Annotated in this window: 19 protein-coding genes and 1 pseudogene; 14 read left to right on the top strand and 6 right to left on the bottom strand. The window is 65.4% G+C overall.

All coding sequences use genetic code 11. From position 1 onward, the window contains the following. The first annotated feature begins 117 nt into the window (after window positions 1–117). Genes AC56KZ_RS20145 through dapF form a run of 3 tightly spaced genes read left to right on the top strand, consistent with a single transcriptional unit; the run spans window position 118 to window position 2726 of the window. Window positions 118–978 carry a lysophospholipid acyltransferase family protein gene (locus AC56KZ_RS20145; protein WP_497163983.1) on the top strand — a complete coding sequence of 287 codons (861 nt, stop codon included), beginning with the start codon at window positions 118–120 and terminating at the stop codon, window positions 976–978. Then, window positions 975–1838 carry an LpxL/LpxP family acyltransferase gene (locus tag AC56KZ_RS20140; RefSeq protein WP_497163956.1) on the top strand — a complete coding sequence of 288 codons (864 nt, stop codon included), beginning with the start codon at window positions 975–977 and terminating at the stop codon, window positions 1836–1838. Before AC56KZ_RS20145 ends, AC56KZ_RS20140 begins: the two co-directional genes overlap by 4 nt. Before the next feature lie 18 nt (window positions 1839–1856). Then, window positions 1857–2726: a diaminopimelate epimerase gene (gene dapF / locus AC56KZ_RS20135; RefSeq protein ID WP_497163955.1), complete on the top strand. Its 870-nt coding sequence runs from the start codon at window positions 1857–1859 to the stop codon at window positions 2724–2726. A gap of 12 nt (window positions 2727–2738) precedes the next feature. Here dapF and AC56KZ_RS20130 read toward each other — a convergent pair whose 3' ends face one another. Then, window positions 2739–4493 carry a tetratricopeptide repeat protein gene (locus tag AC56KZ_RS20130; protein WP_497163954.1) on the bottom strand — a complete coding sequence of 585 codons (1755 nt, stop codon included), beginning with the start codon at window positions 4491–4493 and terminating at the stop codon, window positions 2739–2741. Between the two features lie 410 nt (window positions 4494–4903). On the opposite strand from AC56KZ_RS20130, the gene AC56KZ_RS20125 reads away from it, so the two are divergent. From AC56KZ_RS20125 to AC56KZ_RS20080, 10 genes are all read left to right on the top strand, one after another. Beyond that, entirely contained in the window at window positions 4904–5926 is a 1023-nt protein-coding gene (locus AC56KZ_RS20125; RefSeq protein ID WP_497163953.1) for a porin, read from the top strand. 202 nt (window positions 5927–6128) lie between these two features. Beyond that, a complete protein-coding gene (locus tag AC56KZ_RS20120; RefSeq protein WP_497163952.1) occupies window positions 6129–7409 on the top strand; it encodes a porin in 1281 nt (426 codons plus the stop codon). Between the two features lie 137 nt (window positions 7410–7546). Further along, window positions 7547–8221: a DUF484 family protein gene (locus AC56KZ_RS20115; RefSeq protein WP_497163951.1), complete on the top strand. Its 675-nt coding sequence runs from the start codon at window positions 7547–7549 to the stop codon at window positions 8219–8221. A 3-nt stretch (window positions 8222–8224) separates the two neighbouring features. Further along, the gene (xerC, locus tag AC56KZ_RS20110; protein WP_497163950.1) at window positions 8225–9154 is read left to right on the top strand and encodes a tyrosine recombinase XerC; all 930 of its coding nucleotides are present in this window, start codon (window positions 8225–8227) and stop codon (window positions 9152–9154) included. Window positions 9155–9277: 123 nt separating this feature from the next. Beyond that, window positions 9278–10327, top strand: coding sequence for a CobW family GTP-binding protein (locus AC56KZ_RS20105; protein WP_497163982.1), 1050 nt, complete (start codon window positions 9278–9280; stop codon window positions 10325–10327). A 196-nt stretch (window positions 10328–10523) separates the two neighbouring features. Next, complete coding sequence (gene dksA, locus AC56KZ_RS20100; RefSeq protein ID WP_497163949.1) at window positions 10524–10973, top strand: RNA polymerase-binding protein DksA; 450 nt, start codon at window positions 10524–10526, stop codon at window positions 10971–10973. Window positions 10974–11268: 295 nt separating this feature from the next. Next, on the top strand, window positions 11269–12570 hold the full coding sequence (locus AC56KZ_RS20095) for an STAS domain-containing protein (RefSeq protein WP_497163948.1): 1302 nt from the start codon (window positions 11269–11271) through the stop codon (window positions 12568–12570). Between the two features lie 108 nt (window positions 12571–12678). Then, on the top strand, window positions 12679–13215 hold the full coding sequence (hslV, locus tag AC56KZ_RS20090; RefSeq protein ID WP_497163947.1) for an ATP-dependent protease subunit HslV: 537 nt from the start codon (window positions 12679–12681) through the stop codon (window positions 13213–13215). A 14-nt stretch (window positions 13216–13229) separates the two neighbouring features. Then, on the top strand, window positions 13230–14567 hold the full coding sequence (gene hslU / locus AC56KZ_RS20085; protein ID WP_497163946.1) for an ATP-dependent protease ATPase subunit HslU: 1338 nt from the start codon (window positions 13230–13232) through the stop codon (window positions 14565–14567). A gap of 12 nt (window positions 14568–14579) precedes the next feature. Beyond that, the gene (locus AC56KZ_RS20080) at window positions 14580–14780 is read left to right on the top strand and encodes a hypothetical protein (protein ID WP_497163945.1); all 201 of its coding nucleotides are present in this window, start codon (window positions 14580–14582) and stop codon (window positions 14778–14780) included. A 58-nt stretch (window positions 14781–14838) separates the two neighbouring features. On the opposite strand, the gene AC56KZ_RS20075 is transcribed toward AC56KZ_RS20080, so the two are convergent. Next, window positions 14839–16458: a hypothetical protein gene (locus tag AC56KZ_RS20075; protein ID WP_497163944.1), complete on the bottom strand. Its 1620-nt coding sequence runs from the start codon at window positions 16456–16458 to the stop codon at window positions 14839–14841. Window positions 16459–16705: 247 nt separating this feature from the next. On the opposite strand from AC56KZ_RS20075, the gene AC56KZ_RS20070 reads away from it, so the two are divergent. After that, window positions 16706–17437 carry a helix-turn-helix domain-containing protein gene (locus tag AC56KZ_RS20070; RefSeq protein WP_497163943.1) on the top strand — a complete coding sequence of 244 codons (732 nt, stop codon included), beginning with the start codon at window positions 16706–16708 and terminating at the stop codon, window positions 17435–17437. Window position 17438: 1 nt separating this feature from the next. On the opposite strand, the gene AC56KZ_RS20065 is transcribed toward AC56KZ_RS20070, so the two are convergent. From AC56KZ_RS20065 to AC56KZ_RS20050, 4 genes and pseudogenes are all read right to left on the bottom strand, one after another. Then, window positions 17439–18110: a type II secretion system protein N gene (locus tag AC56KZ_RS20065; RefSeq protein ID WP_497163942.1), complete on the bottom strand. Its 672-nt coding sequence runs from the start codon at window positions 18108–18110 to the stop codon at window positions 17439–17441. A gap of 11 nt (window positions 18111–18121) precedes the next feature. Continuing rightward, window positions 18122–19342 (bottom strand): type II secretion system inner membrane protein GspF, encoded by a 1221-nt coding sequence (gene gspF, locus AC56KZ_RS20060; protein ID WP_497163941.1) that lies wholly within the window; start codon window positions 19340–19342, stop codon window positions 18122–18124. Window positions 19343–19385: 43 nt separating this feature from the next. Continuing rightward, window positions 19386–20807, bottom strand: coding sequence for a type II secretion system ATPase GspE (gspE, locus tag AC56KZ_RS20055; RefSeq protein ID WP_497163940.1), 1422 nt, complete (start codon window positions 20805–20807; stop codon window positions 19386–19388). Between the two features lie 6 nt (window positions 20808–20813). Further along, window positions 20814–21159, bottom strand: a pseudogene (locus AC56KZ_RS20050) (type II secretion system secretin GspD); the annotation flags it as partial.

Raw genomic sequence — 21159 nt, 5'->3', positions numbered from 1 at the left:
GACATTTATATTCCGCTTCGCAAGTTGTCTATTAACTCGGCGGATCCTGCATTAAGTGGTATTTTACGCTCCTTTAAGAAATTTTTCGCGCAGGAGGCCACTTCCTCCTCAACCCTGATCAATCGCATGCTAGTTATATTATTCAGAGTCCTGTCCGTTTTTCCACTACGCATGCTGCACGCGCTCGGCACCGCGCTGGGCTGGCTGGTCTACCTCCTCTCTCCTTCCTACCGCAGCCGCCTCGACGCCAATCTGGCGCAGGCCGGTTTCAGCCATCACCGCAAGGCCGCCGTCGCCGAAGCCGGCAAGGCGATCGTCGAGCTGGCCTTTGTCTGGTGCGGCAAGCCCGAGCGTGTCGCACGCCACGCCACCGTGGAAAACTGGGATCTGGTCCAGCGCGTGCTCGACACCGGCCGCGGCATCGTGTTCCTGACGCCGCACCTGGGCTGTTTCGAGATGACTGCGCAGCAGATTGCGCTGCGTACCGCGCTCACCGTCATGTACCGCCCGCCGAAAAAAAGCGCCTTGAAGCCGCTGGTCGAAGGCGCGCGGGCCCGCCACAACCTGCACCTGGCGCCGGCCAACCTGGCGGGCGTGCGCATTCTTGCCAAGACCCTGAAAAGCGGCGGCCTGGTCGGCGTGCTGCCGGACCAGGTGCCGCAGGAAGGCGAAGGCGTGTGGGCGCCGTTTTTCGGACGCAACGCCTATACCATGACGCTGCCGGCCAAGCTGGCCCAGCTCGGGCGCGCCGAGATCCTGCTGGTGTACGCCGAGCGCCTGCCGCAGGGGCGGGGCTACACGGTGCGCTTCGTGCCTTTCGACGGGGAGTTGTCGGGTGACGCGGCGGCCCAGGCAACAAGCATCAACCGCGCCATGGAGCAACTCATCGCACGCTGCCCGGCCCAGTATTTCTGGAGCTATAACCGTTACAAACAACCCGATGGAGTGGCCGCGCCGCAAGCCGAGGCCGTGGCATGAGGGTTTTGATCGCCTTCCTGTGGCTGCTGCACTGGCTGCCGCTGCCGGTGCTCGGGCGTTTTGGCGAGGCCGTCGGCAGCCTGCTGTTCCTGGTGCTGGGCAAGCGGCGCCATATCGCGCTGACCAATCTGCGCCTGTGTATGCCCGAATTGTCGGAATCGGAGCGCGCCGCTATCGCCCGTCAGCACTTCCGCAGTTATTCGCGCAGCATTTTCGAGCGCGCGATCCTGTGGTGGGCGCCCGAAGCGCGCGTGCGCAAACTTATCCATATCGAGGGGGGCGTGCCGCAGGCGGCGATGGAAGCCGGGCCGACGATCCTGCTCTGCCCCCATTTTGTGTGCCTGGACGTGGCCGGCGTTGCCGCCCGTGTCATTCCCGTATGCAGCATGTACGTGCCGCAAAAGAACGCCGCGTTCGACAAGCTGCTGCGCCATGGCCGCGAACGCTACGGCCAGGTGCGGCTGGTGACGCGCAAGGAAGGCATCAAGCCGATCCTGCGCGCGCTGCGCGACGGCCTGCCTTATTTCATGCTGCCGGACATGGATTTCGGCGACAAGGATGCCGAGTTCGTCCCCTTTTTCGGCGTGCCCGCCGCTACCCTGACGGCACTGGGCCGGATCGCCGGCAGCACCGGCGCCAAGGTGATCCCGGTGGTGGCGACCTTCATGCCGAATTACCAGGGTTGGCGCGTACGCTTTTATCCGGCCTGGGAAAATTATCCGGGCGACGACATGCTGGCGGCGACGCGCCGCATGAACGCTTTCATCGAAGAGCGCGTGCGTGAGGCGCCGGCCGAGTATTTCTGGACCCATAAACGGTTCAAGACGCGCCCGCCGGGCGAGCCTTCCCTGTATGAATAACGCTAGAGGACGCCGAGCATGAAACTGAAGTTCACCAAGATGCAGGGCGCCGGCAACGATTTCATCGTGCTCGACGCCATCAACCAGCAGGTCGAGCTCGATGCGCCAGGGTGGCAGCGTCTGGCGGACCGCCGCTTCGGCATTGGCGCCGACCAGATCCTGGTCGTCGAACGGCCGACCTTGCCAGGCTGCGATTTTCGCTACCGCATATTCAATAGTGACGGCGGCGAAGTCGAGCAGTGCGGCAACGGTGCACGCGCCTTTGCCCGTTTTGTAAGCGACAAGGGTTTGAGCGGCGAACGCAGCATTCGCGTGCAGACGATGTCGGGCATCATCGCGCCGCGCCTGGAAGACGACGGCAGCGTGACGGTCGACATGGGCGCGCCCGTGCTCGCGCCCGAAGCAGTGCCCTTCGACGCCAACGGCCTCGAAGGCTGCGTCGAAGGACGCGATACCGTTTGGCCGCTGCCCGTGTACCAGGGCGTGCTGGAAACCACGGTGCTGGTCTCGGTGGTATCGATGGGCAATCCGCATGCGGTGCAAGTCGTCGACGACGTCGATACCGCCCCGGTCGCCGAGATTGGCCCGCAGGTCGAGCAGCACCTGCGCTTCCCGAAGCGTGTCAACGCCGGCTTCATGCAGGTAGTGGAGCGCAATCACGTGAAGTTGCGCGTGTACGAGCGCGGCGCCGGAGAAACCCTGGCTTGCGGCACCGGCGCCTGCGCCGCCGTCGTCGCCGGCATTCGCCGCAGGCTGCTCGATTCGCCGGTACGGGTGTCGGCGCGTGGCGGCGAACTCTCGATCGCCTGGGCCGGCGAAGGCGAACCGGTCTACCTGAGCGGCCCGGCCGTCACCGTGTTCGAAGGTGAGATCGAGATCGCTGGCTAGGACGGCCTGCCCTCAGGCGGCAATCCAGTATGCGCTGCCCGCGCGCTGCGGAGTCGGCGGCACCGGCATGGCCTGCCTGGAGCTCTCCGCTTCCACGTTCGCGCGCGCGTGCGTGGCTGCGCTCACCAGCGTGCGCATGCGGTAGAGTCGCTGGCGATAATTGCCTTCGGGCCCGCCCGGACCGCAATCGACTCCATCGAACAAGTGCACGATGCGGTCCAGCGCCTGGCGCTCCTGCACCGTATCGACCATGACCAGGCGGCGCTTGCTGCGCCCGTAGCTGGCGCGGATGTCGATCACGAGGCAATGGCCCTGGTCAGCGGCCGGCACGTCGAGCAACAGGGTTTCCGCACGGGTCAGACCGAACAACGCTGCCAGTTCGAGGCGCGCCGCCAGCAGGGGATAGGCGCTCAGGTCGCCCACGCAATCGAGCAGCGCGCCGGTTTCGAGATGGGCCGCGTCAGCCGGACGCGGGGCGATTTTCTGGAGGGCCGCCAGCGCCTCGGCATTGCCCTGGGCCGCCGCCTGCTGCAGCCAGAACACCGCGCGCACATCGTTGCTTTCGTTTTCGCGGCGCGCACGCCAGGCATTGCTGCCGCACTCGAGCTGGGCAGCTTCGTAACCCATTTCCGCCGCACGCTCGAGGTAACGCTGCGCATCGGCGACGTTGCGCTGCGAGAACTCGGGCTTCAAATAGATGCGCGACAGTGCATACCAGGCCGCCGCCAGTCCCTGCTCGCCGGCCAGCAGCAGCCAGCGGATCGCTTTCTTGAAATTGGCCGCGCCGCTGCCGCTGGTGATGCGGGTGCCGTCGGCCTGCATGCGTGCATACCAGAGGCCCATGGCCAGTTGCGCATGCCGGTCGTGTTCGCTCCCTGCCAGTTCCCAGAAAGTGTGCAACTCGTCGCCGCCCACGCCGCATGCCTCTCCCTCGCCCTGCGCCAGCAGGCGCGCGGTGCGCGACAACAGGGTCACCTCGCCCGGTGCAAGACGTTGCCCGCGCTTGCTGCCTGCATTCTGAACCAGCGTGCGCGCCAGCGGCAGCGCACGCGCGAGGTAGTCGCGCCATGCGCCGCTCGTCCAGCTCTGCTCGAGCAGGGCGAGCTGCGCTTCGGCCAGGCCGTAGTCAGCGGCGCGGCGCAGCACGGGCCTTGCTCCGGCAGCCGGAGGCAGCGCCGCCATGCCGGCAACGCGGCGTTCGATCGGCTGGCCGGCCGCATGGCCGGAACTGGCGGCGCGCTGGCCTCCGGCGGTGTTTTTTCCATCTGCACTTTTACTTGCGTTCGCACCTGCGCCCGCGCGTGCCGGCGCCGCGCTGGCCGCGGCCGGACGGGCGGCGCTCCATTCGGCCCGCCGTGCCAGCAGCCACTGTGCTTCCGGGAAGCCGGCCCGCGCCGCGTCTTCCAGGGCCTGCATGGCCCTGGCCTGCGTGGCGCCGGGATCGGCGCCGGCGGCGCAGTCCTCGAGCAGCAACTGGGCCAGTACCAGGCCGGCGCGCGCGTTGCCATTGTCGTAGGCGAGTTCGTACCACGGTATCAGCGGCGTGGCATGGGTGCGCGCCAGGTCGAAGGGGATATGGCTGCCGATCAGTTCGCACGACTCGGCGCAGCCCTGGCGCGCGGCGCGGTCGAGCCAATGCAGTGCGGTCGGCAGGCTGCGCGGCAGGCCGGCGCTGCCGAACAGATAGCGCTTGCCAAGCTCGAGCTGCGCCTCGGGGCGGCCGCTGCGGGCGCTGCGAATGATCGCCAGTTCTTCACGATTTGCCATCGGTCGGTCTTTGTCAATTAGTGGGAGCGTGACGCGGGCGGATCGGCTGTGGAACTGACACTCCGATGTGCGCCCACACCCATCGGTTCAGGAAAAGTCTAAGCCAGCCCCTGCCCCCGCATGTCCCGAACAGCCCGATGATTGATATCGAACAAGCGCACCTTATTAGTGCGGAACCCGCCATCGCGGCAGGCATCAAGCGCGCTCATGGCGCTAGAGCGAACTCTGCGTTTCAAAAATACAACAGCACCCTTGGTTAAATTGGCTTTCCACCAACTCGCCCCTTCATAATTAACAAATCCGGCAATCTTGACGCATTAAACAATTAAGGTTCACTCAACGAGTGTTCCACGAATAACAAGATTTAATGCTCTTTGGATTCCCGACTCTTCTTCTAAGGAAACAAATCAATGAAAACATCCTTGATGGCAGTGGCTCTTCTCGGCGCCTTCGCCGGGGCCGCCCATGCACAGACCGCCGTTCAGATCTACGGCACGGTGGATGCAGGCCTCGTCAAGCAAAGCGGCCAAACCCTGAGCATCGGCAAGCGCGCGTCCAACACGCTGGGCTTCAAAGGTACTGAAGAACTGGGCAATGGCCTGAAAGCCCTGTTCCACCTCGAAATCCGTTACGAGCCAGACACCGGCACCCTCGAGCGCACCAACCGTCCGCTGTTCCAGGGCCAAAGCCGCGTCGGCCTGCAGGGTGATTTCGGCATGGTGCGCATCGGCCGCGGCCTGACCCCGTACTGGGAAACCATCGGCGCCTTCGATCCGTGGCATGCGGTTCCGACTGCGGGCGGTTTCTATACCGACCTCTCCGTCGCCGGCTACAATGCGCAGCCGCTCGACCCTGCAGGCACCGGCAACAACCGTTGGGCCAACGCCTTCTGGTACAACAGCCCGGTCGTCGGCGGCTTCCAGCTGAACGCGGCAATTTCCACTAAGGAAAATAACGGCGGTTCGCTCATCGGCCGCGGCACCGCGGCGGCGCCGCAGTACCCGGCGGGCGCGGAAGCCACCTCGAACCCGTTCTCGGTCTCGGCCACCTACAACAACGGTCCTGCCGCCCTGATGCTCGGTTACGAGCGCAATGCGGTCGAAACCAAGGTCATGTCGGTCGGCGCCTCGTTCATGGTCACCCCTGAACTGAAGCTGATGGGTACCGTCACCCGCCAGGACCAGGAAAACACGGTGTTCGCGAACCCGAAGACCAAGGCCTGGGTGCTGGGCGCAAACTACGCGCTGGGTCCTGGCAAAGTGCTCGCCGGCTATGGCCAGAAGGATCCCGATGGCCAGGTCAAGACCAGGCAGATGTCGCTGGGCTATGAATACAGCCTGTCGAAGCGCACCTATCTGTACATCGACGCATCGCGCCGCAAAGCGCAAAACAGCGTCAATTACTACGACCTGGGCGTCAATCACTCGTTTTGAGCTGATGCGGGCGTGAACCGCTGACACAGTAAAAGAAGGGGCAGGCACCATCGCTGGTGCCTGCCCCTTCGAACGCCCCAGGCGTTGTTTTAATGCAACGAAAGGCAGCGCCGCAACGGCTGTCATGTATACAGTGATCCGCGCCAATGGCATATTGGCAATACGGAACACCCATCCGAAGATTATTAATAGTGGAGATGCAATGAACAAATGTTTGATCGCCGGCTTGATCGCCGCCTGCTTCGCAATCCCGGCTGCTGCCGAGACCAGTGTCCAGATCTACGGCATCGCCGACGCCGGCGTCCTGTGGCAAAAAGGCGGTCCGACCAAGATCGTCAGCGGCGGCGCTGACGGTTCGCGTCTGGGATTCAAGGGCACCGAAGACATCGGCAACGGTTTCAAGGCGATCTTCAACGTGGAAGCCCGTATCGAACTCGATACCGGCACCCAGCAGCCAACCCTGGTCAACGACAACCGCGGCCTGTACCTCGAGCGCGGCCTGAACGCACTGAACGTGTTCAGCCCGGCGATTGCGCCAGGCCTGCGCGCAGCGCTGTACACGCCGGGCGCACCGGCAGTCAACCAGGAGCGCGCGCTGTTTGACCGCACCGCGATGGTCGGCCTGATCACCCCTGTCGGCGCCGTGCTGATTGGCCGCATGTACACCCCTGGCTACGAAGTGTTTGCCGCCGCCGATACGTTTGAATCGGGCATGGTCGGCACCTGGGGCCACGTCACCGGCGGCACCGCCGGCTTCACGGCACTGGGCGCGGACATCCGCTCGCAGGAATCGGTCCAGTACCGCATCGCCCATCCATCGGGCTTTGGCGGCTCGCTGATGTACGGTAAGCAAGGTTCGGGCTACCTCGGCCGTTACAGCAAGTTCCAGGGCATCGCCGGCACCTACAAGGCCAACGGCTTCGACGTCGGCATCGGCTACAACCAGGGCTACGACCAACAGGGCCGTTCGAGCCTGCGCACCCGTACCGTCGGTGGTTCCTACACCCTGAACCAGTTCAAGTTCTTCGCCGGTTACCACGACCAGCGCAACACGAACTCGGTCCTGATCGCCGATTACCTGGCTGCCTGGGATACCCGCATCGCACCAGCACTGGCCGCCGCGCCGGCGCCGATTCGTACCGCCGCCCGCAATACCTTCGAGGGCATCATGCGCACCAACACCCTGACCGATGCGAACAGCTACCAGGTCGGCGCGCACTACAAACTCGGCAGCGGCCGCCTGATGGGCTCCTACGCTTACCAGAACGACCTGACGGTAACGAACAGCAATGCTTCGATGCTGGCAGTTGCATACGATCACTTCCTGTCGAAGCGTACCGACGTGTACATCGCCGCCTCGAAGATCAAGAACGAAGGCCAGGCACAGTACTCGCCAGGCATCGCCGGTGCGCCGGGCGGCTTCACCCCTTCGGCGGGCGAAGATGGCCGTGCAGTCCAGATCGGCGTGCGTCACCGCTTCTAAGCGGCGCGTTCAGTCCGGCACTTGTGCGCCGGACTGGCACGACAGCAACAAGGGCGCCTGCGGGCGCCCTTTTTCTATCCGTCCTCCCTTCCCTCTCGGGTAGAATTGCGCACACCCAATTCCTCGCAAGCTAATCAATGAACACCACCCTCGACTCCGCCGCCGTTGCACAATTTCTGGCAGACAATCCGCAATTTTTCCAAGAACATGCCGGCCTGTTGGGCGAGGTAAAGCTGTCGAGCCCGCTAACGGGGAAAACGGTGTCGCTGCAAGAGCGCCAGATGGAAGTCATGCGCGCCAAGTACCTCGCGCTGGAACTGCGCCTGTCCGACCTGATGCGGGTGGCGGCCGAGAACACCCTCCTGCTCCAGCGCTTCCACGCCTGGCACCTGACGCTGCTGACCTCGGGTGGTGGCGGCGCCACGGCGACCGAGCTGGTTGACGGCGTGCTCGGTGGCCTGATTGAGCATTTCGGCGTGCCGCAGGCCGCGCTGCGCCTGTGGGACCTTGCCCCCGAACATGCGGACGCCCCGTTCACCGCCGGCGTGAGCGAGGACGCGCGCATGTTCGCGTCCAGCCTGCGCGCGCCTTACTGCGGCCCGAACAAGGATTTCGAGGCGGTGCACTGGCTCGAAGACGGCGACAGCGTGCGCTCGATCGTGCTGCTGCCCTTGAGCAGCGCCGGCAAGACCTTTGGCCTGCTCGTGCTCGGCTCTCACGAGCCAGAGCGGTTCAGCGCGATCATGGCCACCGATTTCCTGGCCCAGATGGGCCAGAGCGCCAGCGCCGCCCTGTCCCCGCTGCGCGGCTAAAGAATGGAAACGGCGCGCGAGGATTGGGCCGGGCGCTACCTGCGCGAACTGGCCACCCAGCGCCAACTGTCCGGCCACACGGTCGCGGCCTACCGCCGTGACCTGCTGGAACTTGCCGCTCTGGCAGGCCACGACGACTGGCCGGCCCTGACACACGCCGACATGCGCCGCTTCGCCGCGCGCCTGCATGCCGGCGGTCAGGAACCGCGTACGATCGCGCGCAAACTGTCGGGCTGGCGCGGCTTCTATGCCTGGCTGTCGCGCCAGGTGAGCCTGGCGGCGAATCCGGTCGAGGGCGTACGCGCCCCGCGCCGGCCGAAGACGCTGCCCAAGGCACTGGCCGTGGACGCCGCCGTCCAGCTGCTCGAGGCGAACCGCCAGGGCCACCCGGAACCCGCCGAACTGTGCAACCGCGCGATGTTCGAACTGCTGTATTCGAGCGGACTGCGGGTGTCCGAACTGGCCGGGCTCGACCTGGCCTATACGAGCGGCGATGGTGCGTCGTCGCTCGGCTGGTTCGATGCGGCCGCCGGCGAAGTGGTGGTCACGGGCAAGGGCGGCAAGATGCGCCGGGTACCGGTCGGCGGCCCGGCGCGCGAGGCGCTCGCTGCCTGGCTGGCGGTGCGCCCGCCGGCGCTCGACGCCAGCCCCGCCCTGTTCGTGTCGAACCGCGGCACCCGCATCACGCCGCGCGTGGTGCAGCAGCGCCTGAAGCAGCATGCGATCCGCGCCGGCTCGCCGACCCACGTCCATCCGCATGTACTGCGCCACTCGTTTGCCTCGCACCTGCTGCAATCGTCGGGCGACCTGCGCGCCGTGCAGGAACTGCTGGGCCACGCCAGCATTACCTCGACCCAGGTGTACACCGCGCTCGACTTCCAGCACCTGGCCGCCGTATATGACCGAGCTCATCCACGAGCGAAAGCGAAGTAAGCAAACGCTCGCCTGAGCTGGCGCAAACCTTGCAGCGGTTGATGGTGGCAGATTGCAAATTACGGCATAATCTTCAATTCACTTGTCCAACCAGGCCGATCCGACACCATGTCTTCTCTCCCATTGCCTGCCGTCCCGACGACGATCCTGACCGGCTTTCTCGGCGCCGGCAAGACCACCCTCCTCAATCGCATCCTGCGCGAGGAGCATGGCCTGCGCATCGCCGTCATCGAGAACGAGTTCGGCCAGGAAAACATCGACAATGAAATCCTGGTCCAGGACAGCAGCGAGCAGATCGTCGAGATGAACAATGGCTGCATCTGCTGCACCGTGCGCGGCGACCTGATCGTGGCCTTGACGACTCTCGCGCACAAGCGCGAGGCCGGCGAGATCGCGTTCGACCGCGTCGTCATCGAAACGACCGGCCTGGCCAACCCCGGTCCGGTCGCCCAGACTTTCTTCGTCGACGAAGGCGTCGGCGCCCATTACATGCTCGACGCCGTCGTGACGGTGGTCGATGCCCGCCATGCGATGGACCAGCTCGATCGCCACGAGGAAGCCCAGCGCCAGGTCGGCTTTGCCGACAAGATCCTGCTCTCGAAGCTGGACCTGGCCGACGCTGCCGAAGTCGAGGAGCTGAAAGCGCGCCTGAAGCGCATCAACCCGCGTGCGCCGATCTCGAGCTCGGATTTCGGCCGTGCCCCGATCGCCGAAGTGCTCGACCTGCGCGGATTCAACCTGAACGACAAGCTCGAACTCGACCCCGACTTCCTGCGCGCCGACACCAACGAGCAGCACGATCACGGCCATGTCCATGACGCCGCCTGCGGCCATGGCGCCGACCATCACCATGACCACCACCGCGCGCACCACAGCGACGACATCGCCGCCTTTGTGTTCAAGAGCGAGCGCGCCTTCGATCCGCAACGCCTCGACCAGTTCCTCGGCAGCATGGTGCAGGTCTTCGGCCCCAGCATGCTGCGCTACAAGGGCGTACTGTCGATGCAGGGCGCCGAGCGCAAGGTCGTATTCCAGGGCGTGCACCAGATCATGGGCAGCGATCTCGGCGCCAAATGGGAGGACGGCGAAGCGCGTGGCAGCAAAATGGTCTTTATTGGTAAAAATTTACCAAAAGACGTATTTATCAGCGGACTGGAACAATGTTTGGTATAAACTATCCCGGTTTAGCAGTACAGGTTGCATACCGCAAGCGATGTAACGGGTACTAAGGATGGACCGCAGCGAAGACGGCAGGCGCGCATGCACGGGCCGTCATGGCAGCAGCGAGGACGTGCACTTGAGCAAGGGTGCTACGGCTGAGCTAGCTGATAAAATGAAAACCTCTGTCGTATCGAAGGTAAGTGAAGTCATGACCAAAACAACGAAATCGAATGCCGCCACGGCCGAAACCCGACTTTTGACGGAAGATGAAATTCGGGCGATGGGCGACGAGGACTACATGAACCCGGCCCAGCTCGCGTTCTTCAAGGACCGCCTGCAGCAGCTCGAGAAGGAACTGCTGAAAAATGCCGGCGAGACCACGGAACACCTGCGCGAGACCGTCCTCGTCCCGGACCCGGCCGACCGCGCCACCATCGAGGAAGAACATGCCCTCGAACTGCGTACCCGCGACCGTGAACGCAAGCTGCTCAAGAAAGTGCAGCAGTCGATCGCCTCGATCGACGGCGGCGACTATGGCTGGTGCGAAGAAACCGGCGAGCCGATCGGCATCCCGCGCCTGATCGCACGTCCAACCGCCACGCTGTCGCTTGAAGCCCAGCAGCGCCGCGAACTGAAGCAAAAGCTGTACGGCGACTAAGCTGTCCGGTTGCGGCCTACGGCCTTGGGCTCCGGCCTCTGAAAAGCATGCGCCCGGCGCATGCTTTTTGCATTTTCAGACGGCAGTTTGCCGCGTACGGCAGACGTGCATGCCCTCATAAACTTTCCCATGAGATACACTAGTACGGTCTGAACGGCGTTTGCGCAGGCGCACGTGCGCGCGGGACGCCCTGGACGCCTCCATGCTAAGGTCATGGATGAGCGCTCACACCGAGCAGTCAAGGACAAACGGGAACGACGTGGGTTTCTTCTCCTTTTTGAAAAAAAAGACTGAGATGCCGGCAAGCAGGCCGGCGGCATCGGTGCGTCCCGAGGAAACCTCGCCGGGCGGGTCGCCTTCCTTCAGCGAATCCGAGCGCGAACGCCAGCGCGGCATCGCCCGCGCCACCGCCGCCAAGATCGACGCGATCGAACTCGAAATGACGACCGACATGTTCGCCGACACCGAGGCCGCCTGGGGCAATGCACGCCGCGCGCCGGCTGCGGCCACGGCGCCGGCGGCAGTGCCAGGCGGCGATGCCGGCGGCGCGCCGTCCGAACTCCTTACCCTGGCCGACCTGCCCGATGCCGCCGCCGCTCCGGCCAGCGCGCCCTGTGTCGAGGAAAGCGCCATCCTCTATGCCAATGGGCAAGCGGACCTCGCCGAGCAGCTATTGCTGGGCAGCTTGAGCGAACTTGGCCATGGCGAGCGCCAACCCTGGTGGATGCTGTTCGACCTGTACCAGGCGCAGGGGCGCGAAGCCGATTTCGAGAACGTCGCGATCGACTACGCCAGCCTGTTCGAAACCTCGCCGCCGGCCTATATCCGGCGCGTGCCCGAGGACTCGCCCGGCGCCCCCTGGGCCGGTGTGGCGTCGAGCGCACGTTTCGCGGGCACGCTCGACGCCGCCATGGCGCCACGCCTGCAAGGGCTGCTGGCCACCGCGGGCGCGCCGCTGCGGCTCGATTTCAGCGGCGTCGCCGCTGCCGACGCCGCCGGCTGCGCCGCCCTGCTCGATGCCTTGCAGGGTTTGCGCGCAGCCGGGCGCGAGGTCGCGCTGGCGGGGGCCGATGCCCTGATCCGGGTCCTGCGTCCGATGCTGGCAATCGGCGAACGCGGCGGTGGCGAAGCGCCTTGGCTGCTGCTGCTCGAACTGCTGCAAAGCCTTGGCCGCGAAAAGGACTTCGAGGAAACGGCAATGGATTACTGCGTCACCTTCGAGGTGTCGCCGCCCTCGTTCGAGGCGGGTGCTGCGCCGAACCCGGCCGCGTCCAGGCTGCCCGCGAGCACGGCGGCGTCCGGCGCGGCCGCGGAACAGCGTTTCCTGCTGCCGCCCGTCATTGACGGCGACATCAAAGCGCTGCTGGCCGCACTCGAGGCCTATGCCGATGCCGATCCCTTCCAGCCGCTCGTGCTCGATTGCACGCGCCTGGTCCGCATCGGCTTCGGCGCGGCGAACGCCCTGCAGGCCAGCCTGTGCCGGCTGGCGGCAGGCGAGCGCCAGGTCGAACTGCGCGAACTGAACCACCTGGTGGCGGCCCTGCTGCGCCTGCTGAATTATCCGGACTGCGCGCGCCTGTACGCGCACAAATATTAAGCCGTCCCTGCGGATCTCTTGGCCCTGGCGACTCATCCTGGCTTGCAATTTTATGCAACATCCCCACTTGCGCAGGGCTAAGCAAAGCAAATTCATCATGAGGCAAAAATGGAACAATTTCACGGCACCACCATTGTGAGCGTGCGCCGCGGCGCCCAGGTCGCCCTCGGCGGCGATGGCCAGGTCACCCTCGGCAACGTGGTCATGAAGGGCTCGGCGCGCAAGGTGCGCAGGCTGTATCAGGGCAAGGTCCTGTGCGGCTTTGCCGGCGCCACCGCCGACGCCTTTACCCTGCTCGACCGTTTCGAGGCGAAACTGGAAAAGCACCAGGGCAACCTGCTGCGCTCGTCGGTCGAACTGGCCAAGGACTGGCGCACCGACCGCATGCTGAGCAAGCTCGAAGCAATGCTGCTGGTGGCCGACCGCGAAGTTACCCTGATCATCACCGGCAACGGCGACGTGCTCGAACCCGAGGACGGCATCGGCGCCATCGGCTCGGGCGGCATCTATGCCCAGTCGGCGGCCAAGGCGCTGCAGGAAAATACCGACCTGTCGCCCGGCGAGGTGGTCAAGAAGGCGCTGACCATCGCCGGCGAGCTGTGCATCTATACGAACCTGTCCCACATCATCGAAACACTGGAATGACTGGCGCCCCCACCATGAACATGACCCCACTGGAAATCGTCTCGGAACTGGACAAGCACGTCGTCGGCCAGGGCAAGGCCAAGCGCGCCGTCGCCATCGCCCTGCGCAACCGCTGGCGCCGCCAGCAGGTGGCCGAGCCGCTGCGCCACGAGATCACCCCGAAAAACATCCTGATGATCGGCCCGACCGGCGTCGGCAAGACCGAGATCGCGCGCCGCCTGGCGCGCCTGGCGGACGCGCCCTTCATCAAGATCGAAGCGACCAAATTTACCGAAGTCGGCTATGTCGGGCGCGACGTCGACACCATCATCCGCGACCTGATCGACATCGGCATCAAGCAGACCCGCGCCAGCGAAATGAAGAAGGTGCGCCAGCGCGCCGAAGACGCCGCCGAAGACCGCATCATCGACATCCTGGTGCCGCCGGCACGCGACTTCGGCTTCAACGTCAGCGCCGCGCCCGAGGCGAAAGACGGCGACACCACGCGCCAGACTTTCCGCAAGCGCCTGCGCGAGGGTTCGCTCGACGAGCGCGAAGTCGAAATCGACGTGGCCGACGCGGCGCCGCAGATGGAAATCATGGCGCCGCCGGGCATGGAAGAAATGACGGAACAGATCAAGTCGATGTTCGCCGGCGTCGGCGCGGCGCGCAAGAAGCCGCGCAAGATGAAGATCAAGGAGGCGATGAAGGTGCTGGTCGACGAAGAAGCCGGGCGCCTGATCAACGAAGACGAAATGAAGCAGAAGGCGATCCACAACGTCGAGAACAACGGCATCGTGTTCCTGGACGAGATCGACAAGATCGCAACGCGCTCGGAGCACGGCGGCGCCGACGTCTCGCGCGCCGGCGTGCAGCGCGACCTGCTGCCGCTGGTCGAGGGAACCACTGTCAACACCAAGTACGGCATGATCAAGACCGACCACATCCTGTTCATCGCCTCGGGCGCTTTTCACCTGGCCAAGCCCTCGGACCTGATTCCCGAGCTGCAGGGACGCTTCCCGATCCGGGTCGAACTCGAGTCACTGTCGATCGACGATTTCAAGCGCATCCTGACCAGCACCGACGCCTGTCTCACCACGCAATACGAGGCGCTGCTGGCGACCGAAGGCGTGCACATGTCGTTTTCCGAGGACGGCATCCACCGCCTGGCCGAGATCGCGTTCTCGGTCAACGAGCGTACCGAAAACATCGGTGCGCGGCGCCTGTACACGGTTATGGAAAAGCTGCTCGAGGAAATTTCATTCCACGCCAGCGACACGCAGGAAAAACAGGTGACGATCGACGCGGGCTATGTCAACGAGCGGCTCGACGTGCTGTCGGCCAACGAAGACCTGTCGCGCTACGTGCTGTAAAGGAGAGAGTACATGGCGAACAAGGCACTCGCCACGCGGCAAAAAATGATGCTGCGTGCCCAACCGGTCCAGCAACTGAGCAAACCGCGCAATCCGGTCGCGGCCCTGGCCAAGGCACGCTCGGCCGGGGCGCACGCCAAGCCGCTGTCGAGCGAGCGGCAGGCTGCCAGGCAGCAGTTGAAAAAGGCGCCGCTGGTTCCCGAGGACGACTGAGCGTCGAACACGGGAAGCGGCGGCGCCACGGTCCTGCTGACTGGACGATGGTCAGGGCTCAGGCTTGCCGCCCTCCTTCGCACTTGCTCCCATAATACGCCTGCTGGCCCTGGGCGCGCACCTTGCGCGCCAGCTGCACCGCTTCGCCTGCCGCCTGATTGACCGCGGCAAAGGCATCCGGCGCATCCGTCAGGCGCATCAGGGTCTGCTCGGCTTCGGGCGTCGCCGCCAGCGCCAGGCCGAAGGTCGCGGACACGGCCAGTTCGGCCGCCAGCACCTCGAGAGGCGGCGCCTCGACGCCGGCCACCGCTGCCTCGGCGGCGGCCACCGCCTCGCGTGGGATGGCCATGCTGGTCGCGTCCTGCTTGCCGCTGGCGACGCTCGTCAGGAAGGCCAGCGCCGCCTGGCTGCCGGTCTTGTTGGCCAGGTCGCCGAGATGGATCAGGGCGGCGTGCTTGGCATTGAACACGGCCCGGCTGGCGCGCACGCTGTGCACGAAGTCGAGCAGCGGCTGGACGGCGATCTCGCTGCCGATGAAGCAGAGCGTGGTCACGATCTCCGGCAGGAATTCTTCGTGCTGTTCCGGCGCATTCACCAGCCATTCGATCAGCAGCCTGGCGTCCTCCTCTGTATAGCGCGATGCGGCCCCGTAGGGAACCCCCTGGATCCAGTGCCGAGAGACGAACTCGCGCACATCCTGCGGCGCTTCCACATCGACTCCCAGCGCACAGGATTGCGGCATCACGGCGCCGGCAACGGCGGCCGGGCCGCTCAGGAACAGCGCCGATTCGGCGGCGTTGACGACGTTGTGGTCGGGGGCGATGCTCGGGTACATGAGGGCGCGCGGGTCATCCGTGCGGTGGCCGATGCCGGCGTTGTGGCCGTATTCGTGCGCCCACAGGATGCCTTCCTGGTTGGGCGTGAAGCGCACGGCCGCCAGGTTGACCGTCGGGCTGCCGACCGGGGCGCAGCCGATGATCGAGCCGCCGGGCCCGCCGCACCAGCGAATCGCCTGGACGATCTTGACCCCGGCGCCGGCATCCAGGAGTGCGGTGAGGTGGGCTTCGGTCTGGATCGCCGCCGGAATGTCTGGAGGCAGCAGCTGGACCGCGCCATTGCGCACGAACTGGACCGGGGTGGCGACGTCCGCGGGCGATTCGTCGCTCTGCAGGATGGTGCCCATGTCGCGCAGGATCTGGTCCGCCTCGGCATCGCTCAGGCTCACCGTGCTGTGGCGTTGCACAGTGACCTGGACGGTCCGGCCGCCGACGCCGCCCGGGTTGACCACCAGGTAGTCGGCATAGAGCGGGAGATCGGTTTCTGATTCGATGTTGATCCAGACATCGACGCCGCCGGCACGCGGCGCCACGTTGTGCACCGTGTAGCGCGCCGCCCCGACGCGCTTGCCGGCGTCGGGCCCGCCCGCGGCGCCCTCGCCGATCGAGACGAACACCTGGGAACGGGGAGTGATCTCGCCCCAGTTGAGCTGGAGAATCCACTCGCCGCGGCGCAGGCCCCAGTCATGCCGGTAGATGAAGCCGGCCCCGTTCAGTTCAGGCTGCGGCGAGGCCGCCCCGAACAAGGGCCGCACCGCGGCCTGCAGGACTTCCTGCACAGCCTCTTGCCTGGCCGCGCCAATGGGAAGCGATTCAGGCGTTTGAATCTGATTGTTTGTCATGACCATCTCCTTGTCCACGCGATATGCCTACAGGTAACCCGGCTGTGAAGCAACAGGCCAGGTCAGTTCGCCAGTTCCGAACTCTTTGAATCTAATGGAAGTTTTTTGAAGATGAGCTCGTTTAAATCAAGCCCGTATGGCGCACCGGCTTGGGCAGCAGGCGACCGACGTCTTGCCGCTTTGACCATTCGCCTGTACATTGGTCGCCGCCCCTTGCCCCTTGCCATCGCTTCATGACAGGAACCCCATGAGCTCTCCCGAGCTGATCGTCGACGTGCTGCGCGCCGAACTACGCGCGGCCAACATTACCTATAAAACCCTGGCCGAACGCATAGACATGAGCGAGTCGAGCGTCAAGCGCCTGTTCGGCCAGAAGGACATGCCGCTGTCGCGCCTGGCGCAGATCTGCCAGGCTGCCGGGATTGCCTTCGAGGATGTATTGCGCCGCGCCGCCGATGCCCGGCCGCAGACCGACGCCCTGACACTGCGCCAGGAAACGTCGCTGGTGGCCAAGCCGCGCTTGCTGCTGGTGGCGATCTGCTGCCTGGGCTACTGGAGCTTCGAGCAGATCCTCGAGACCTATCGCCTGACCGAACCGGAATGCATCGCTTGCCTGCTCGAGCTCGACCGGCTGGGACTGATCGAACTGCGGCCGCTGAACCGCTATGCGCTGCGCGTGTCGAACGCCTTCCACTGGCTGCCGGACGGACCGGTGCAGCATTATTTTCGCGAGCACATCGTGCCGGATTATTTCGCGGGGCGTTTCGATGGCGCCGGCGAGACCTTGATGTGCCTGCCGGCGCGGCTGTCGGCGGCCAGCAGCGCCGAGCTGGCCCAGAAGATCCATCAGCTGGCGGGGGAGCTGACGCGGCTGCATCGGCATGACCGGCGCCTGCCCGCGGACGAGCGCGAGGGCATGACCTTGCTGGTGGGATTCCGGTCCTACGAATTTGCCGCGTTCACGGCGCTTCGGCGCTAGCTTATTGCGATACCGGCTGGCTGCTGACCGGGCTGCCGATCGAGCGGGTCGGCGGTGGCATTTGCGGCTGGCTCGGCGGTGGTGGGGGCGGCGGCGGCGGGCTGATGTCGGCCGGCGGGCCTTCCTGGGGCGGCTCCTGACCCTGCGGGATCACCGGATTGACTTCACCCGGCGGCGGCGCTTGCACCGCGCCTGGCGAGGTTTGCGGTTCCATCGTCGGCATCGCACCGGGAGCAACCGGCTGCCCCATCGGCACCGCGCCCGACAGCGGGATCGCGGGCCGGCTGTCGGCCACGAGATCGACCCGCTTCATGACGCCGCCTTCGGACAGCATGATGTAATTGCGGTGCACTTCGCTGACGCTGACGCCCGGCGCCAGTTCGCGCCCCACTTTCAAGGCCTTGGGCGGCTGGCCGTCGGCCGTCAGGATCGCCACGCTGTCGCGCCCGGCCGAGACGATGCCGGTCAACTGGTAATTGCTGACGACATTCATCACGGCCTGGCCGCCGAACAGGGTCGCGGCCGCGTCCGGCGAGGGCTCGGGCAATGAGGTCGTTTGCACCGTCGTGATCGGCCGTTGCTGGGGCTTGTACAACTGCATGCCCCAATAGGTGGCCGAGACCGCCAGGAAGACCAGGGACAGCAGGGTGAACAGGAGAGGCAGGCGCTTCATTGATGTCCTTGTTATTGCACGAGCTGGTTGATTTCAATGATCGGCATCAGCACCGCCAGCACGATCAACAGCACCACCATGCCCATCGCCAGGATCAGCACCGGCTCGAGCAGGCCGGCGATGGTCAGCGTGCGCCGTTCCAGGTCGGCCTGCTGGGAGTTGGCGGCGCGCTCGAGCATGGCCGGCAGTTCGCCGGTGATTTCGCCGGCGCGGATCATGTGCACCAGCATCGGCGGGAAGAGTTTTTGCGCCGACAGCGCCCGCGCCAGGCTGACGCCTTCGCGCACGCTGCCGGTGGCCTGTTCGACCAGTTCGCGCATGGCGACGTTCGACAGGGTGTCGCGGCTGGTGTCGAGGGCGCGCAGGATCGGCACGCCCGAGCCGGTGGTGATGGCCAGGGTGCTGGCGAAACGCGCCGTGTTCAGGCTGCGCTCGAACTTGCCGTAGATCGGGGCCGTCAGCAGCCAGGTATGCCAGCGCCGTTTCAGCACCGGGTTTTGTAAAGCACGACGCCATGCGAACCAGGCGCACACCAGGGCAATACCCAAAACGATGCCGTAGTCGCGCATGAAATTCGATACCGCCAGCATCATGACGGTCAGCAGGGGCAGCTTCTGTTTGGTATTGGCAAACACCGAAACGATCTGCGGCACCACGTAGGTGAGCAGGAAAATCACGATCGCAAACGCCACCACGGTGACGATCGCCGGGTAAGTAAAGGCCAGGCGCACTTTCTGCACCAGCGCGTTGCGGCGCTCGATGTAATCGGCCAGGCGCGACAGCACGCGCGCGATCTGGCCGATCTGTTCGCCCGACGACACCAGGCCGCGGTAGATCTGGTCGAAGTCGCGCGGGTGGTGCGACAAGGCGTCCGAGAACGAAATGCCGCCGATGACTTCGGAGCGGATCGAGGCGATCAGGTCGCGCACATAGGGCCGTTCGGCCTGCTCCAGCAGGGCGGTAAACGCCTGCTCCAGCGGCAGTCCGGCCTCCAGCAGGCTGGCCAGCTGGCGCGTGAACAGCGCCAGCTCGACCGTCGAGAGGCGCTCGCCGAAGCCGCGCGAACGGGTAGCACCGCTGGCGTCGACCTGGGCCGCGATCGCTTCCACGTTCAGCGGCGTCAGGCCCTGCACGCGCAGATCGGCGCGCGCGGCGCGCGGGCTGTCGGCGTTGACGACGCCCTTGCGCGTGGCGCCGCCGATATCGACTGCTTCGTAACGAAATGCCGGCACTTAATTGATCCTCACTGAGTAATTCCCATTCATTAATCCTTGCTCAGTCTTTAGTTACGCGCAGCAACTCCGCCTGCGTCGTAATGCCTTCTTGCAGCCAGCGTTCGCCGTCTTCCCGCATGGTGCGCATGCCGCTCTTTTGGGCCGCGCCGCGGATGTCCGCTTCGGATGCCTGGTTGTGGATCTGGGCGCGGATCGCCTCGGTGGTTTCGAGCAGCTCGTAGACGCCGACCCGGCCCTGGTAGCCGGTGTGGCCGCAGCGTTCGCAGCCGACCGCATGCCAGACCGCGCCGTCGCTCTTCTTGCACTGCGGGCAGAGTTTGCGCACCAGGCGCTGGGCCATCACGCCCAGCAAGGACGACGATAGCAGGAAGGGTTCGATGCCCATGTCCAGCAGGCGCGTCACGGCGGCGGCAGCGTCGTTGGTGTGCAGGGTAGCGAGCACCAGGTGGCCGGTGAGCGAGGCCTGGACCGCGATCTGCGCCGTTTCCAGGTCGCGGATCTCGCCGATCATGATCACGTCCGGGTCTTGGCGCAGGATTGCGCGCAGGGCCTTGGCGAAAGTCATGTCGATGCGGGCGTTGACCTGGGTCTGGCCGACACCGTTCAAGTCGTACTCGATCGGGTCTTCGACCGTCATGATGTTGGTGGTCGAGGCGTTCAGGCGCGACAGCGCGGCGTACAGGGTCGTGGTCTTACCCGAGCCGGTCGGACCGGTGACGAGCACGATGCCGTGCGGCTGGTTGATCAGCTTGTCGAACTGGGGCAGCAGGTCCGGCGCCATGCCGAGGTGGCTCAAATCGAGCCGGCCCGCTTCCTTGTCGAGCAGGCGCAGCACGGCGCGTTCGCCGTGGCCGGTCGGCAGGGTCGAGACGCGCACGTCGACCGGTTTGCCGCCGATGCGCAGGGTAATGCGGCCATCCTGCGGCAGGCGTTTTTCGGCGATGTCGAGCTGCGACATGATCTTGATACGCGAGATGAGCGACGCGTGGATGCCCTTGCGTGGACGCACGATGTCGCGCAGCGTGCCGTCGATGCGAAAACGTACGACCGACGTCTGTTCGAATGGTTCGATGTGGATATCCGACGCCCCTTCGCGCAGCGACTGGGTCAGGAGCGCATTGATCATGCGGATCACCGGCGCGTCGTCGGAGGATTCGAGCAGGTCTTCGATGGCCGGCACGTCCTGCAGCAGGCGCGTCAGGTCGAGGTCGGCGTCGAATTCGTCGGCGACCTGGTTGGCGTCGCCTCCGGCCGAGGCATAGGCGGCGGCGATGGCGTCATCGAGCTCGCCGCGGTCGAGGCGGCGCAGCAGGATGCGGCCGAAGCGGCGCGACACCTCGGCAATGGCGGCCGGCGGCGTGGCGCTGGAAATCAGCACCTCGACGCTCTGGCCGGCAGCGTCGCCGCTGCGCGCCAGCACGCCGTGGTCGCGGGCGAAGGCATAAGGCAACAAATTAGTCATGCTTCATCACTTCCGGTTTGGTGGCGTCACCGGACGATACTCGGGAACCGACGGCGACACCTGCGCCGGGCTCGGCGCTACCCCGCCCGGGCTGCGACGCGTCACATTGCCGGGAGCGGTAGGAACACCGGTGGCAGCACCGGGACGAACGGTCACCGGCGCCGGCGGCGGCACCGTGGCCAGGGTCCCGCCCGCAGGCGGCTGGCCATTCGTCAATGGTGGCAGTTCCGGCGAGCCGATGTCGCGCACCAGGATGGTGTCGTCGACCGGACGCGTCGTATTGCCCAGCGCGCGCATGTATTCGTAGCGGTCGAGCGAGATGCTGTTGTTCTGCTCCTTGCTGCGCACCACC

It is taken from the genome of Telluria sp. LT2P34, from assembly GCF_059685915.1.
The sequence above is the reverse complement of the archived record's forward strand: the minus strand, read 5'-3'. Positions and strand labels throughout refer to the sequence as shown.